Raw genomic sequence first — 13512 nt, forward strand, 5'->3', positions numbered from 1 at the left:
CCCACGGCGACCGCCGAGCATAAAAAGGGAGGACCTGATTCAGAGCCCCTCGGGGTCGACGGCGCCGACGTACCGTCTGGCGACGGCGTAGGCCCCGGCTGCGACGGCGACCGTGGCGACGACGTGGCCGTAGGTCAGCAGCGTCGAACTGTCGACGGCGAGCTTGGCCACCGTCGTCGCCGGGTGCTCGGGGAGCAGCACCGCCGCGCCGAAGACGACCAGCGTCAGCACCGAGTACAGCAACTGAGCGGGCCGTCGGCGCTTCGTCGCCAGGCCCAGCACGACGCCGAACGTCACCACGAGCAGGGCGACGGCGGTGACGAAGACGAGCAGCGTCCCCAGGTTGGCGACGGCGATGCCGTTCGTCGAGAGCAACAGGACCCACAGCAACGCCTGGAGCGGCGCCAGGACGACCATCCCCAGCGCCTTTCCGTCGACGATGTCGAGCAGGGAGACGGGCGCGACCCGCAGGAGTTCCAGCGTCCCGCGCTCTATCTCCTCGGTGACGACGTCGACGGCGACAGACCCGCTGATAAAGGGCGGCAAGAAGAGCAAGAGCGGGATCAACACGGTGTAGGTGAACCCGAAGTACGGACTGGCACCGATCTGGCGCGGGAGCGGGGCCGGTGGCTCGTCGAGCGAGCGGCCTCGCTCGACGCGTTCCTGGCGTTCGAGCGCATTCAGGACCCGCCTGACCTCCACGACGACGAGCGTCGACCGGATGCTCCCCTCGGGCCGTCGCGATGACGTCTATCGTCCGCCCGCCCCCGTCTGGCGCCGAGACGTACTGCCCGACGAGGACCGCGTCGACCCGCCTGTCCTGGAACGCCTGCCTGGCCCGGTCGGGGTCCTCGAAGACGATGGCGCGGGCCCCCTCCTGTTCGCGGGCCGCTTCGAGCAGCTCCGCCCGCGCGTCGCCGGTCACGGCCATCTCGACGTCCTGGGTGGCGACCGAGGACGGGTCGTACAGCGAGGTCAGGCCGACGACGAGAAAGGACGAGAACCCGGCGACGAACAGCTGGATGAGCAGCGCCAGCACGATGGTCTTCTCGCGGGACAGCGAGAGGACGTCACGCTTCGCCACGACGAGACGCGGGTCGCGCCACCACGGCCGATCAGACAAGGCTGGTCACCACCGTGAGGTTGTACGCGAAGTGGACGACCACGGCCGCCCCGAGGCCGGCGAGGTAGCCCGTCCGGCCCCGGGTCGCCCCGACAGCCGACAGCGCCGCAGTCACCGTGTGCAAGACGAGCGGCGCGAGCAAGAACAGCAGGGCGACGGCCCACAGCGGGACGCCGGCGGGCGGGGTCGCCCCTGGAGCGCTGCCTGGCCGATGGAGAGACTCTCGAGGTCCGAGAGACGGGCGATGAGGAGGCCCTTCTCGGCGAGGAAAAAGCCCAGCCCCGAGAGCGCGCCGAGCCCGAGCGCCGAGCGAACCGTCCGCTCGTACCGGGCGGCGTCGTAGCCAGCGTACACGTGCAGGCTCTTGGCCACCTCCTCGACGACGGCGACGACGCCCAGAATCAGCAGGACGCCCAGCGTCTGGTTCGTCCCGAAGACGTTCAGCGACACCGAGTCGAGGACGAACAGGAACGCGATGGCGACCAGCTCCGCGACGACGACGAACGGGAGGAGGACGACGCTCATCTTGGCCGCGCTCCGCCGCGACCTGATGCGCCCCGACAGCGCATCGAGCACCTTCAGCGGGATGGGGCGCTGGGTGAACATGTCCTCCTCGCGGTAGAGGCCGGCCCCCAGGCCAAAGAGGACGAGCGCCGTCACCAGCGGCGGGAGCGTCGAGAAGGCGAAGGCCGACGGACTGATCGCCTGCCCGGTGAGGTCCATCACGACCAGCGTGAGCGGCGAGATGAGCGCGATGGGTGTGATGTCGGTGAAGATGGCCGGCACGAACGCGTAGGAGGTCAGCGAGACGGTTATCGTGACGGTGACGAAGGTCAGTTCCTTGAACGACCGGGCGAACATCGCCCCGCAGAACGTCGCCGCGAGGAAGAGCAGTGCCAGCGGGACCACCGCCAGCACGGCGATGGGGCTTCCACCGGGCGCGAGGCCGCCGAAACGCAGCGTCGCGGTGATGGCCGTCGCCACCCCGACCGCGCCCAGCAGGTAGGGGAGTGTCTTGCCCGCGATGATGTCGGCCCGCGACGCCGGCGTCACGAGCAGGAGCTCGCCCCGGCGGTTCAGCCGCTCCGAGAGCATCGACGACCCGTAGGCCTGGATGACGAAGTTCATCGGGACGATATAGAGGAAGGCGAGCACGAGCGACTCGAAGGGGAACGGCGGGGAGATGTCCGACGGCGTACCGCCCTGCACCTCGCCGGTCAAGCGGGCGCCGAGACCGCTCAGGCTCGCCCCGCCACCACCGGCTTCGCCGAGGCTGCCACCACTGCCGCCCGCGCTCGCGCCGCCGTCGGACCCACCGCCGTCACCGGTGCCACCGCCACTGGCCCCGTCGTCGCTGTCGCTATCGCTGCCCGCGGCCCCACCGTCCTCGCGCGGGTCCAGCACGTCGGCACCGGCCTGCTCCCGGTAGACCAGCGTCACCGAGACGGGGAACGCCGCCGTCTGGTTGTCGTCGCGAGCGAGCGTCCGGTCGTTGTACCGCTCGGTGCTGGAGCGGAACTCGTCGAGTGCGGCGCGTTCTTTCGGCGTCCGCGGGACGCTGACCAGGCGGGTCCCGCGGAACAGCAGTTCCTGCTCGCCACGTTCGACGGCCGCCGGGTCCGGGTCCCGGACGACGAACGTCCCGTCGGCGGCCGCCACGTCGTAGAACGGGCTCGCGTCGTCGGCGCCGACGCGGTAGAGGCCGTCGTCCAGGCCGGCGCCACCGCCGCCGACGGCGATGGCCGCGACGCCGCCCATCGCAATCAGCGACAGCGCCATGACGGCGACGGTCCGCCGGTCGAGGCCGCCGGCGTTCTTGGTCACCTCCCACCGCGCGACGCGCAGGAGCTTGTCCCACTCCATCTACGTCGCGTCCTCCCCCACGTACCGCGTCCCGCGCGTGCCGGCGTCGGCCACGTTGAGGAACACCTCCTCGAGGCTCGACTCCTCGGTCCGGATGTCGACCACTTCGCCGCCCGCGGCCTGTGCGGCCTCCCGGGTCTCCTCGACGGCGGCCATGCTCTCGACCACCCGCTCGTAGTTGCCGTTGACGCGGGTGGCGTCCGGAACGTCGACGGTGGTGTAGACGTGGTAGCGCGTCTCGCCGTACTCGTCCTGGAGTGCCGCCAGGTCGCCGCGGGCGACGATGTCGCCCTCGTTCATGATGGCGACGCGGTCACAGATGGATTCGACGTGAAAGAGATTGTGCGCGGAGAAGACGATGGTCTTGCCCTCGGCGGCCAGCTGCTCGGTGAACTCGATGACGTAGTTGGTCGTCAGCGGGTCCAGACCCGACGCTGGTTCGTCGTAGATGAGCACGTCGGGGTCGTTGATGAGCGATCGGGCGATGGCTACCTTCCGTTTCATTCCCTTCGACATGTCGCCCAGCTTCCGGTCGCGGTGCTCTAAGTCCAGTTCGTCGAGCGTCTCGTGGGTCCGCTCGTCGGCCACGTCCGGGTCGACGTCGTAGAGGTCGGCGAAGAAGTCCAGATACGAGAGGGGGGTCATCTCCTCGTAGAGGGGCGACTCCTCGGGGAGGAAGCCCAGGCGACGGCGCATCTCCGTCGTCTCGGTGTCGTAGCCGGCGATGGTCGCCTCGCCGCTCGTCGGGTCCAACAGGCCGGCGAGCATCTTCAGCGTCGTCGTCTTGCCGGCGCCGTTGGGGCCGATGATGCCGAACACCTCGCCCCGGTCAACCGTGAACGAACTGCCCCGGACGGCGACGAAATCGCCGTACTCCTTGCGAAGATCACGGGCGTCTATCATCTGCGCGTCGGTTGTGACGGCACGAACCTATACCTTGGCGCCGGTCTATTGGTTTTGATAATGACCGCCATCGGCGAGACGGACGTCTCGGTACGGCACACGGCGGACGGACGCCGACTGGTCGTAAGCCACCCCGTCGACGCGTCGCGGGACACGGTGTGGACAGTCCTGACCGACACGGCGCTGTGGCCCGACTGGGGGCCCTCCATCACCGACGTCGAGGCCGACATCCGGGTCATCGAGGCCGGGACGACCGGTCGGGTTCGGACCGTCGGGGGCCTCTGGCTCCCCTTCGAAGTGACGGCGTGCCGGGCCTACCGGTGGACGTGGGACGTCGCCCGGATTCCGGCGACGGGCCACCGGGCGGACGCGGGGACCCACGGCTCGCGGGTCGTCTTCGAGATCCCCGTACTCGCCGCCGGCTACGTGCCGGTGTGTGTGCGAGCCTGCCGGAACGTGGCGTCGCTCGCCGCCGGACGCTCGGTGGGCCCCTGAGCGCTGCTCGGGGGTGCTGTGCCTGTGTCGGGACGGGTGCAGGACTACCGGTTCGTTACTCGCGCGTCAGAGACGTTGTGGATGTCCTCGCCGATACCCTCGCCGTCGCAGTCCTCGTTCGGACAGCGATAGTACCACCCGTCCTCTGTGGCCGAGCGCTCCGTGAAGCGCCCGCCACACTCGTCGCAGTAGAGCTGGCCCGCAGAACAGGTGTCGAGGTGGAGTTCGAGTTCGAGTTCCGTGCCGAACGTCCGCTTGCAGTTCCGGCAAGTGTGAGGCATAGAGGAAGATACATATTCATGCCTTATATCTACACCGGAACGTTCACGAGTAGCGTTTCGGCGGTCCTACCCCGATATCTCCGTTCTCGGTAGCGGCGTCGATGTAGCGTCCGTCGGTCCGCCCATCTCGTCGTGGGCGGTCGGTTCAGCCAGCCCTACCGCGGCGTCACTCAGCGGCCGGTGATCACCGACAGGCGGGCCCCGCCGGCCTCGCTCTCGCCGACCTCGAGGGTCCACCCGTGGGCGTCGGCGATCGTCGCGGCGACGAACAGGCCGTACCCCTCGCCGGCGTCCGTCGTCGCGTACCCCTGCTCGAAGACGTGGTCACGGTCGTCGGCGGAGATGCCGGGTCCGTCGTCAGAGACGGCGAAGCCGCTGTCAGTCGCCGTGACGGTGACGGTGACGTCCTCGCCGCCGTGTTCGAGGGCGTTCTCGAAGAGGCGTTCGAGCAACGTCTGCAGGCGCTCGGGATCTGCCTCGACGGTGACGTCGTCGTCGGTCTCCAGGGTCGCGTCGCCGGCATCGAGGGTCCGCCAGACCGTCTCGGCGACGTCGCCGACGTCGACGCGTTCCGTCTCCGTGACCCGCCGGCTCGCCGACCCGAGCGTCGACAGTTCCTCGAGCAGCGAGCCGATGCGGTCGACCGATCGGGAGATCGCGTCCGCGTGTACCGGGTCCACCTCCATCAGTTCAAGCCGCCCGACGACCACGTTCAGCGGGTTCTTCGCGTCGTGGGCGAGGCTGCTCGCGACGTCGCTCCAGCGGTGTGCGACGCGGTGGCCGTCGCCGGTCGGCGTGGTCGTCCGGGCACTGACCCGTGCCACGAGCTGTGCCGGACTCCCGGGACTGTCGAGTACCGTCACGTCCGTGGCGCCGGCCGACAGCAGCGCCTCGACGCGCGCCGGGTCGGTCGACTCGGTGGCGACGAACACGGGCCGCGCCGGGTCAGCCTGGCGCGCCGCCTCGAGTTCGGCGAGTCCGTCGTGGCCCGGCGGCGCGTCGATGACGACCACGGCGTCGACGTCGCAGTCGGCTGCCGCCGCCGCGGTCTCCGTGGACGCGACGACATCCACGGCCCCGGCGTCGAGGTCCGACTCGAGGGGCTCCGAGTGCGTCGTGGCTTCGCCGACGACGGCGACCCGTACTGCCTCACCCGTTCGGTTCACTGCCGACCGCTACGAAAGGGGCCCCTATGAATCCGTCGCCGCCTACAGCAGGTCCTCGACGTGGTCGGCGACCTCTTCGGGAGTGTCGCCGACAGGGACGCCGTTGTCCTCGAGCGCGTTGATCTTGGACTGGGCGGTGCCGGTCCCGGACCCCGAGACGATGGCGCCGGCGTGACCCATGCGCTTGCCCGGCGGTGCCGTCCGACCGGCGATGAAGCCAGCGACGGGCGTGTCCATGTTGGCCCCGATGTATCTCGCGGCCTCCTCCTCGTCCTCGCCGCCGATCTCACCGCACATCACGACGGCGTGGGTGTCAGGGTCGGCCTCGAACAGCTCGAGGGCGTCGATGAACCCGGTGCCGATGATGGGGTCGCCGCCGATGCCGATGGCGGTGGTCTGGCCCAGGCCCCGGTCGGTGAGGTTGTCGACGACCTGGTAGGTCAGCGTGCCGGAGCGCGAGACCAGCCCGACGTTCCCCGAGGAGAAGATGTTGCCCGGGAGGATGCCCAGCTTGGCGACGCCGGGCGTGATGACGCCGGGACAGTTCGGACCGACGAGATGTGCGTCGGTCTCCTGCAGTTTGCGGTAGACCCGCGACATGTCCTGGGTCGGTACCCCTTCGGTGATGGCGACGACGAGGTCCAGCCCCTTCGCGTCGAGCGCCTCGAAGCAGGCGTCCGCGGCGAACGCGGGCGGCACGAACACGACGGAGGCGTTGGCGTCCTCCTCGCGAGCGGCCTGGTGGACCGTGTCGTAGACCGGCACACCGGCGACCTCCTGGCCGCCACGGCCCGGCACTGCTCCCGCGACGACGTTGGTCCCGTACTCGAGCATCTGCTCGGTGTGGAACTTCCCTTCGCCGCCGGTAATACCCTGTACGACCACGCGCGTGTCTTCGTCGACTAGAACACTCATTTGTCCACCTCCCCGGCGTAGTCGACGGCACGCTGGACGGCGTCCTCCAGCGTGTGCTCGACGGTCACCAGGTCCTCGTTCAGAATCTCCATACCCTCCTCGGCGTTCGTGCCCGCGAGTCGGACGACGACGGGTTTCGGAATCTCGTCGAACTGCTCGAGGGCCTGGTTGATACCCATCGCGACCTCGTCGCCGCGGGTGATGCCGCCGAAGATGTTGAACACGACCGAGTCGACGTTCTCGTCGGAGAACACCATATCGAGCGCGTTCGCGATGCGGTCGGCCTTCGCGCCGCCACCCACGTCCAGGAAGTTGGCGGGCGACCCGCCGTAGTGGTCCACGAGGTCCAGCGTCGTCATCACGAGGCCCGCGCCGTTGCCGATGATGCCGACGTTGCCCGACAGGCGGACGTAGTCGAAGCCGTACTCGTCGGCCTTCTGTTCGAGCTCGTCGCCCTCGGCCGCCTCCTCGCCCATCTCGGCGAGTTCGGGCTGGCGAAAGAGCGCGTCGTCGTCGATGTTCATCACCGCGTCGGCCGCGATGACCTCGTCGTCGCTGGTGATCATCAGCGGGTTGACCTCGACGTCGCTGCCGTCGCGGTCGTCCCAGAGCTGGTAGAGCGTGCGCAGGACGCTCGCCACGTCGTTGGCGAGGTCGCGGTCGACGCCGGCCTCGTAGACGACCTTCCGAGCCTGGAAGGGGTGCATCCCGAACGCGGGGTCGATGTGCTCGCGCGCGATGGCGTCGGGGGTCTCCTCGGCGACCTCCTCGATGTTGACACCACCCTTCGTCGAGACCATCGCGACGGGCTTGCCCTCACCGCGGTCCATGGTCACGCCGACGTACAGCTCGTTGACGAAGTCGACGGCCTCCTCGACGAGCACGGTCCTGACGTGGTAGCCCTTGAGGTCCATCCCGATGATGTTCTTTGCGGCCTCGCGGGCCTCCTCGGCGTTCTCGACGAGTTCGATGCCGCCGGCCTTCCCGCGCCCGCCGACGTGTACCTGTGCCTTGATAGCGACCGGATAGCCGATCTCCTCGGCCGCGTCGACGGCCTCCTCCACTGTCTCGGCCAGACTCGATGCGGGAGTGGGGACGCCCGCGTCGGCGAAGACTCGCTTCGCCTGGTATTCGTGCAATCGCATGTCATGCGGAAAGGGGAGTGGGGACGGTTTAAATCCGTCTGTACACGACGGGGCGGCCGGTTCCCGACCCACAGTATTGCCGGTCGTTTCGGCACCGTGTTCCCGGTCGTGCGATTCGGGGCACAGAGGCCGTCACGGAGCCTCTCGAACGACGGTGACCGGGACCGGCGACTGCCGCATCACCTGTTCGGCGACGCTCCCGAGGACGAGTCGCGAGACGCCGGACCGCCCGTGGCTCCCCATCACGACGTGGTCGACGTCGTGTTCGTCGGCGTACGACAGTATCTCGCGGGCAGGTCGGCCGGTAACGGTGGCAGTCGTCACCGTGCAGTCGTAGTCGGCCGCCAGCGCCTCCGCGTCGGCGTGGAGTGTCGCCGCGTGCGCGTCCATCTCCTCGACCCACGAACTGGCGGCGGGGAGTCCCTCCGTCTCCGCGTCGTAAACCGCGAGCATCGGGTCGACGACGTAGAGGACGTGTATCTCGGCGTCGGGGTGGTGAGTGAGGACCCGTTCGAGCGCGCGCTTCGAGAGCGGGGACCCCTCGTAGGGGACCAGAATAACTTCGGCCATATGATACGCTCGCGGCGCTGGGTCCAAAACCTTCCTCCCCGTTCGATGGCACAACGTAATTGTCGGCCACCGACCTATCGCGGCACGTGATCGAACGGCTCCTCGGCGACGAGGTGCAATCGCCCGGCCGGTACCTCGCGGAGGTCATCTACGGCGCCAACGACGGCATCGTCACGACGTTCGCCGTCGTCTCGGGAATCGCCGGCGCGGCCCTGAACCCCTCCATCGTCCTCGTTCTCGGGGCCGCGAACCTCTTTGCCGACGGGTTCTCGATGGGCATGAGCAACTACCTCAGCCGCCGGTCCGAACTCGACTACAGGGAGTCGGTACGGGCCGACTCGTCGGACGGCCCCCCGGCTGACCTCGACGGCGGGAAGTCCCCCAGACGGACGGCGCTGGTCACGTTCGGCGCGTTCGTCGTCGCCGGGTGGGCACCGCTCGTGCCGTACATCATCGCCGCCACGCCTGCCTTCCCGCTGTCCATCGGCTTCACCGGTGTCGCCTTCTTCCTCGTCGGGGCGAGTCGGAGTCTGGTGACCCGGCGCGCCTGGTACGTCAACGGCGTCGAGATGTTCGTCGTCGGGATGCTCGCCGCGGCCGTCGCGTTCACCGTCGGGCGACTGCTCGGCGGCCTGGCCTGACGAGACTCAGGCCGATCCGAAGAGTCCCTCGCCGCGACCACCGAGACGGGCCCGCCCACGCTGGACGAGTGCCCCGGCGACGAACAGACAGAGGTGCACCACGGCCCCCAGCGCCACGGCGCCCGCCACGCTCGCGACGACCAGCAACGCGGCCGCCCCCTCGAACAGTGCGGCACCGAGGACGAGCGCCCCCGCCAGGCCGCCGTTCCGGAGCGAACAGCGCAGTTCCGACGCCACCAGGACACGGAGCGGCGTCTCGGCCACCCCGTCCTCGGTCAACCGGTCGTAACACATACCCATCGCTGGGGCCGATACCCGTATAACCCGTCGGACGTGGCCGTCGTCGTACCGTCGACGCTTTGCCTCGCTGTCGTACGCCCGGACGTGACCGGGGACGACGTACTCGAGAACGTGGCCAGCGCGATAGAGACCGCCGACTCGACGGTCGCGCTGACCGGCGCGGGCGTCTCGACGGCGTCGGGCATCCCCTCGTTCCGCGGCGAGGACGGGGTCTGGGACGAGTTCGACCCGATGTCTTTCCACCGCCGACGGTTCGACGCCGACCCGACGGGGTTCTGGCGTGACAGACTGGACCTCCGCCGAGCGATCTACGCCGACCTCGACCCGGCCCCCAACGCTGCCCACGAGGCGCTCGTCGACCTCGAGTCAGACGGGCTACTCGAGGCCGTGGTTACACAGAACGTCGACGGCCTCCACCGCGCCGCCGGGACCGACCGGATCGTCGAGCTCCACGGCACGCACCGGCGTGTCAGGTGTGACGACTGCGGCGACCGGCTGCCGGCAGACGAAGTGTTCGACCGGGCCGCAGACGGTGACCTACCGCCACGCTGTGACTGTGGCGGCGTCTACCGCCCCGACGTGGTCCTGTTCGGGGAGTCCGTGCCCGACGAGGCGATGGACGCGGCCCAGCGCCTCGCCCGGGAGAGCGACGTATTCCTGGCGCTCGGGTCCTCGCTCTCGGTGCGGCCCGCGTCGCTCCTACCCCGGGTCGCCACGCAAGCGGGGAGCACGCTCGTCGTCGTCAACTACGACCCGACGCCGCGAGACGACGAGGCGACTCACGTCGTCCGCGACGACGTCACGACCGTCCTGCCGGCCGTCGTCAGGCGTGTCCGTTGACATCCTCCCCGCGCTAAATCACGGGGCTTTCTCCTCGGTTCTCCGTAATCACAGCTGGACGCCGCCGGGAATCAGGCTCTGACTGCGAAGCAGGCTTCCGTCGTGATCGTAGACGAGCAACGTCCGCTTCTCGTAGACGATCGACTGCCCCTCACTGTCCGTCAGGCGGACCTCGTACGTGCCGTCCTCGCGGTCCTCGGCGGCGCTGACGAGGGCCAGAATCGCCTCCGTCGGGGCGGCCGCCTCGAGGATGTACTCGCCTGTCAGCCGCGTCGACAGCGAGACGACGCCGTCCTCGTCGCCGGGCTGACGACGCAGCGTGACGTCTATCTCGTCGGCGTCGAGTGTCCCGGTGGCTGTGCTGAGGCGCTCGCGCAATCCCTCTGTCGGGCCGCTGTAGTCGATGCGTATCGTCGGTTTCCCCCCGTCGGTCGGGTCTGGCTCTACGTCGACGGTGAAGTAGTCGCGCCTCATTCGGGTACGGTTCGCTAGGTGTCGCGATGCAATGAACGTAACGGCGGCGGGGTGACGATACCCGGTCGAACCGATTGGCTGGTATCGGTAGCTTTTCCCTGGCACCCCATCCTTCTGGAGACGTCATGGCCTGGGTCAAATCCGAGTACGCCGGCGAACTGGCCGTCCTCTCGACGTGGCTGGTCGCGCTGGCGCCGTGGTCCGTCTCCGTCTTCCAGGTGTCGAATCTCACCGTCGTCGCCCTGCGCTTTCTCCCCTTCCGACTCCAGTTCATCTTCGGGGCGACCATCGAGAACGAGCGCCCATTCCTGTGGGCGTGGGAGGTGGCGCGGTTCCAGACGTCGTCCGAACTCACGCTCGCCGGGACGCTCGGGTTCGCCGCGCTGGTCCTGTTTGCCCTGCCGTTCGCGCTGAGCGCCTACTACTACTTCGAGGAGGAACGGGTCGGCGACGTGCTCCCGCTGGATCCAGTGCGTCTGTTCGGCGGCCTGCTGGGACTGGTGGCGCTCGCGACGCTGGCCGCCACGGCGCTGTTCGTCCGGTTCTTCCCCGGTGTCACCCTCCCGGTCGGTGCGGCGCTCTCCGCCCTGTTTGCCTATCTCCTGTTGACGATAGACCGCACCTGACTCCGCTCGCGCGACGATACCGTACTCTCTCGTGATAATTTGGAGAGCGAATTTAAGTAGGAGGCCGAACAAACCAAGACAGACCGTAGCCTACGCCGCGATCACCGGTCGTTTGAGTAGATGTCCAATCCCGAGACACCAGATCCAGGTGACGTCGTCAAGGACCCGCTCGGCCACATCCAGTCGTGGCTCTCGCGGACGGCGACCATGCTCAGTGGCGGGGCCATCCCCGAGTCGAACTACGACCCGGGCCGACACGGTTCGCTGGTCGCCTTCGACGGCCTGGCGGGCCAGGAAGAACTCGACCGCTACTGGCTCAACGCCCCCTTTGCCTTCGTCTCTATCAACCACGACCCCGACCGTGACGAGAACCGGTACCACGTGGTCGAACCCTCGCTGACCGACATCGAGGCGGAACTGCTGGACCGACTGTACGATGACATCCGCGGGCCGCTCATCTACCGGGACTCGGTGGACCGCGACCCCGAGGCGGCGCTACGCGAGGAACTCCGCGTTCGCCTCGAGGAGTACGGCGTGGTCATCGAACCGGAGACGTTCTACCGCCTCTATTACTACCTCTACCGCTCGTTTCTCGGCTATGGCTACATCGACCCCCTGATGCACGACCCGGCCATCGAGGACATCTCCTGTGACGGCGCGGGCCTGCCCATTTTCGTCTACCACGACGAGTACACCGACGTCGAGACGAACATCACCTACGAGTCGGAGGAACTCGAGGAGTTCGTCATCCAGCTGGCCCAGCGCTCGGGCCGGCACGTCTCCGTCTCGGACCCCGTCGTCTCGACGACGCTGCCCGACGGGTCCCGCATCGAACTCGCGCTCGGCCAGGAAGTGACCCCGCGAGGCAGCGCCTTCACCATTCGGAAGTACGCGGACGAACCGTTCACGCCGATCGACCTGCTGGAGTACGGCACCTTCTCCGTCGAGATGCTGGCGTACCTCTGGCTGGCCATCGAGTCGAACAAGTCGCTCATCTTCGCCGGGGGGACCGCCGCCGGCAAGACGACGTCGATGAACGCCGTCTCGATGTTCATCCCGCCCCGGTCGAAGGTGCTGACCATCGAGGACACCCGCGAGCTCTCACTGTACCACGACAACTGGCTCTCGTCGGTGACCCGGGAACGCCTGGACGACTCGGACATCACGATGTACGACCTCCTGCGCTCGGCGCTCAGGCACCGCCCGGAGTACATCGTCGTCGGCGAGGTCCGCGGCCAGGAGGCCATCACGCTGTTCCAGGCGATGAACACCGGCCACACGACGTTCTCGACGCTCCACGCCGACTCGGTCCAGACGGTCATCAACCGCCTGGAGAACGAACCCATCAACGTGCCCCGACCGATGGTCCAGTCGCTCGACATCCTCTGTGTCCAGGTGCTCGCCCGGTCGGGCGACGAGCGCGTCCGGCGGGCCAAGACCATCGCCGAGATAGAGGGCATCGACCAGCGGACCGGCGAACTGGACTACTCGAACACCTACGCCTGGCAGTCGACCGGCGACGAGTTCAGTCGGTCGAACAGCGAGCTGCTCGACGAAATACGCTCGGAACGGGGCTGGAGCCAGTCGGAGTTGCTCACGGAGCTGCAGAACCGCCGACGGTTCCTCCAGTACCTCCGCCGGGAGGGAATCTCCGACTATCGCCGGTTCACTGCGATGGTCAACAAGTACTACGCCGACGCCGAACAGGTCATGGAACGCATCGACGACGAGTCCACCTGAGATGGCCCTGAACCCGCTCGGCCTGACACCGCTCGCGCTGCTGGTCGTCCTCCTCTCGGTCGTCGGCCTCGGCTTCGTCAGCGAGCCCTGGGACCGCCGCCTGACGCGGTTCTCGCGGCGCCTCTTCGGCCGGTACGTGGGGGCCTCACCCGAGCGCAAGCGAGTCCTGGAATCCGCGTACATCGGCGAGACCTACCGCGGATACGCTGCCCGCACCTACCTGTTTACGGCGATCGCGGCGGTGTGCGGGGCACTCGGTGGGGCCTACCTCGTGGGTCTGCTCCTGCTCGCGATTCCGACCATCGTCGACCTGCTGCTGGGCCTGCCGAACACGATGGTCAACGCCCTGGGCATCCGTGGCTTCGAACTGGTGCTGGCCCCGACGCGGACGCTCGCCGTCCTCGCCGCCGGTGGCGTCTTCACCGGCGCA

General features: G+C 68.3%; 13 protein-coding genes and 2 pseudogenes. 5 read left to right on the top strand and 10 right to left on the bottom strand.

Going from position 1 to position 13512, the window contains the following annotated elements; translation table 11 throughout:
• Positions 1–39: 39 nt before the first annotated feature.
• The 3 genes and pseudogenes from P1N55_RS02655 to P1N55_RS02665 form a co-directional block, all read right to left on the bottom strand.
• Positions 40–1123: pseudogene (locus tag P1N55_RS02655) on the bottom strand (ABC transporter permease).
• Positions 1116–2986: pseudogene (locus P1N55_RS02660) on the bottom strand (ABC transporter permease). Before P1N55_RS02660 ends, P1N55_RS02655 begins: the two co-directional pseudogenes overlap by 8 nt.
• On the bottom strand, positions 2987–3889 hold the full coding sequence (locus P1N55_RS02665) for an ABC transporter ATP-binding protein (protein WP_276277466.1): 903 nt from the start codon (positions 3887–3889) through the stop codon (positions 2987–2989). It abuts the pseudogene before it with no gap.
• A gap of 60 nt (positions 3890–3949) precedes the next feature.
• Here P1N55_RS02665 and P1N55_RS02670 point away from each other — a divergent pair, with 60 nt between their 5' ends.
• Positions 3950–4384 (top strand): SRPBCC family protein, encoded by a 435-nt coding sequence (locus tag P1N55_RS02670; protein WP_276277467.1) that lies wholly within the window; start codon positions 3950–3952, stop codon positions 4382–4384.
• Between the two features lie 44 nt (positions 4385–4428).
• Here the strand turns inward: P1N55_RS02670 and P1N55_RS02675 are convergent, their stop codons facing one another.
• From P1N55_RS02675 to P1N55_RS02695, 5 genes are all read right to left on the bottom strand, one after another.
• Positions 4429–4665 (bottom strand): HVO_2901 family zinc finger protein, encoded by a 237-nt coding sequence (locus tag P1N55_RS02675; protein ID WP_276277468.1) that lies wholly within the window; start codon positions 4663–4665, stop codon positions 4429–4431.
• A gap of 170 nt (positions 4666–4835) precedes the next feature.
• Positions 4836–5831: an ATP-binding protein gene (locus P1N55_RS02680; RefSeq protein WP_276277469.1), complete on the bottom strand. Its 996-nt coding sequence runs from the start codon at positions 5829–5831 to the stop codon at positions 4836–4838.
• Positions 5832–5873: 42 nt separating this feature from the next.
• Positions 5874–6746: a succinate--CoA ligase subunit alpha gene (sucD, locus tag P1N55_RS02685; protein ID WP_276277470.1), complete on the bottom strand. Its 873-nt coding sequence runs from the start codon at positions 6744–6746 to the stop codon at positions 5874–5876.
• A complete protein-coding gene (gene sucC, locus P1N55_RS02690) occupies positions 6743–7891 on the bottom strand; it encodes an ADP-forming succinate--CoA ligase subunit beta (RefSeq protein WP_276277471.1) in 1149 nt (382 codons plus the stop codon). Before sucC ends, sucD begins: the two co-directional genes overlap by 4 nt.
• A gap of 132 nt (positions 7892–8023) precedes the next feature.
• Entirely contained in the window at positions 8024–8461 is a 438-nt protein-coding gene (locus P1N55_RS02695) for a universal stress protein (RefSeq protein WP_276277472.1), read from the bottom strand.
• Between the two features lie 86 nt (positions 8462–8547).
• On the opposite strand from P1N55_RS02695, the gene P1N55_RS02700 reads away from it, so the two are divergent.
• Positions 8548–9102 carry a VIT1/CCC1 transporter family protein gene (locus tag P1N55_RS02700; protein WP_276277473.1) on the top strand — a complete coding sequence of 185 codons (555 nt, stop codon included), beginning with the start codon at positions 8548–8550 and terminating at the stop codon, positions 9100–9102.
• 6 nt (positions 9103–9108) lie between these two features.
• On the opposite strand, the gene P1N55_RS02705 is transcribed toward P1N55_RS02700, so the two are convergent.
• Positions 9109–9396, bottom strand: a complete 288-nt coding sequence (locus P1N55_RS02705) for a hypothetical protein (RefSeq protein WP_276277474.1) — start codon at positions 9394–9396, stop codon at positions 9109–9111.
• Between the two features lie 90 nt (positions 9397–9486).
• Between P1N55_RS02705 and P1N55_RS02710 the strand changes: the two genes are divergently transcribed.
• Positions 9487–10242, top strand: coding sequence for an NAD-dependent deacylase (locus tag P1N55_RS02710; protein ID WP_276277475.1), 756 nt, complete (start codon positions 9487–9489; stop codon positions 10240–10242).
• Positions 10243–10290: 48 nt separating this feature from the next.
• Here the strand turns inward: P1N55_RS02710 and P1N55_RS02715 are convergent, their stop codons facing one another.
• Positions 10291–10716, bottom strand: a complete 426-nt coding sequence (locus P1N55_RS02715) for a DUF5793 family protein (RefSeq protein ID WP_276277476.1) — start codon at positions 10714–10716, stop codon at positions 10291–10293.
• Between the two features lie 125 nt (positions 10717–10841).
• Between P1N55_RS02715 and P1N55_RS02720 the strand changes: the two genes are divergently transcribed.
• Entirely contained in the window at positions 10842–11342 is a 501-nt protein-coding gene (locus P1N55_RS02720) for a TIGR04206 family protein (RefSeq protein WP_276277477.1), read from the top strand.
• Positions 11343–11462: 120 nt separating this feature from the next.
• Entirely contained in the window at positions 11463–13082 is a 1620-nt protein-coding gene (locus P1N55_RS02725; RefSeq protein ID WP_276277478.1) for a type II/IV secretion system ATPase subunit, read from the top strand.
• Positions 13083–13512 lie beyond the last annotated feature (430 nt).

The organism is Haloarcula regularis (genome assembly GCF_029338315.1).
GTDB classification, from domain to species: Archaea; Halobacteriota; Halobacteria; order Halobacteriales; family Haloarculaceae; genus Haloarcula; species Haloarcula regularis.

What these genes read in the sequence shown, in the direction of transcription:
- P1N55_RS02670 (WP_276277467.1), top strand. Translation starts at nt 3,950, where the DNA reads ATGACCGCCATCGGCGAGACGGACGTCTCGGTACGGCACACGGCGGAC.
- sucC (WP_276277471.1), bottom strand. Translation starts at nt 7,891, where the DNA reads ATGCGATTGCACGAATACCAGGCGAAGCGAGTCTTCGCCGACGCGGGC.
- P1N55_RS02665 (WP_276277466.1), bottom strand. Translation starts at nt 3,889, where the DNA reads ATGATAGACGCCCGTGATCTTCGCAAGGAGTACGGCGATTTCGTCGCC.
- P1N55_RS02720 (WP_276277477.1), top strand. Translation starts at nt 10,842, where the DNA reads ATGGCCTGGGTCAAATCCGAGTACGCCGGCGAACTGGCCGTCCTCTCG.
- P1N55_RS02675 (WP_276277468.1), bottom strand. Translation starts at nt 4,665, where the DNA reads ATGCCTCACACTTGCCGGAACTGCAAGCGGACGTTCGGCACGGAACTC.
- P1N55_RS02695 (WP_276277472.1), bottom strand. Translation starts at nt 8,461, where the DNA reads ATGGCCGAAGTTATTCTGGTCCCCTACGAGGGGTCCCCGCTCTCGAAG.
- P1N55_RS02725 (WP_276277478.1), top strand. Translation starts at nt 11,463, where the DNA reads ATGTCCAATCCCGAGACACCAGATCCAGGTGACGTCGTCAAGGACCCG.
- P1N55_RS02705 (WP_276277474.1), bottom strand. Translation starts at nt 9,396, where the DNA reads ATGTGTTACGACCGGTTGACCGAGGACGGGGTGGCCGAGACGCCGCTC.
- P1N55_RS02715 (WP_276277476.1), bottom strand. Translation starts at nt 10,716, where the DNA reads ATGAGGCGCGACTACTTCACCGTCGACGTAGAGCCAGACCCGACCGAC.
- sucD (WP_276277470.1), bottom strand. Translation starts at nt 6,746, where the DNA reads ATGAGTGTTCTAGTCGACGAAGACACGCGCGTGGTCGTACAGGGTATT.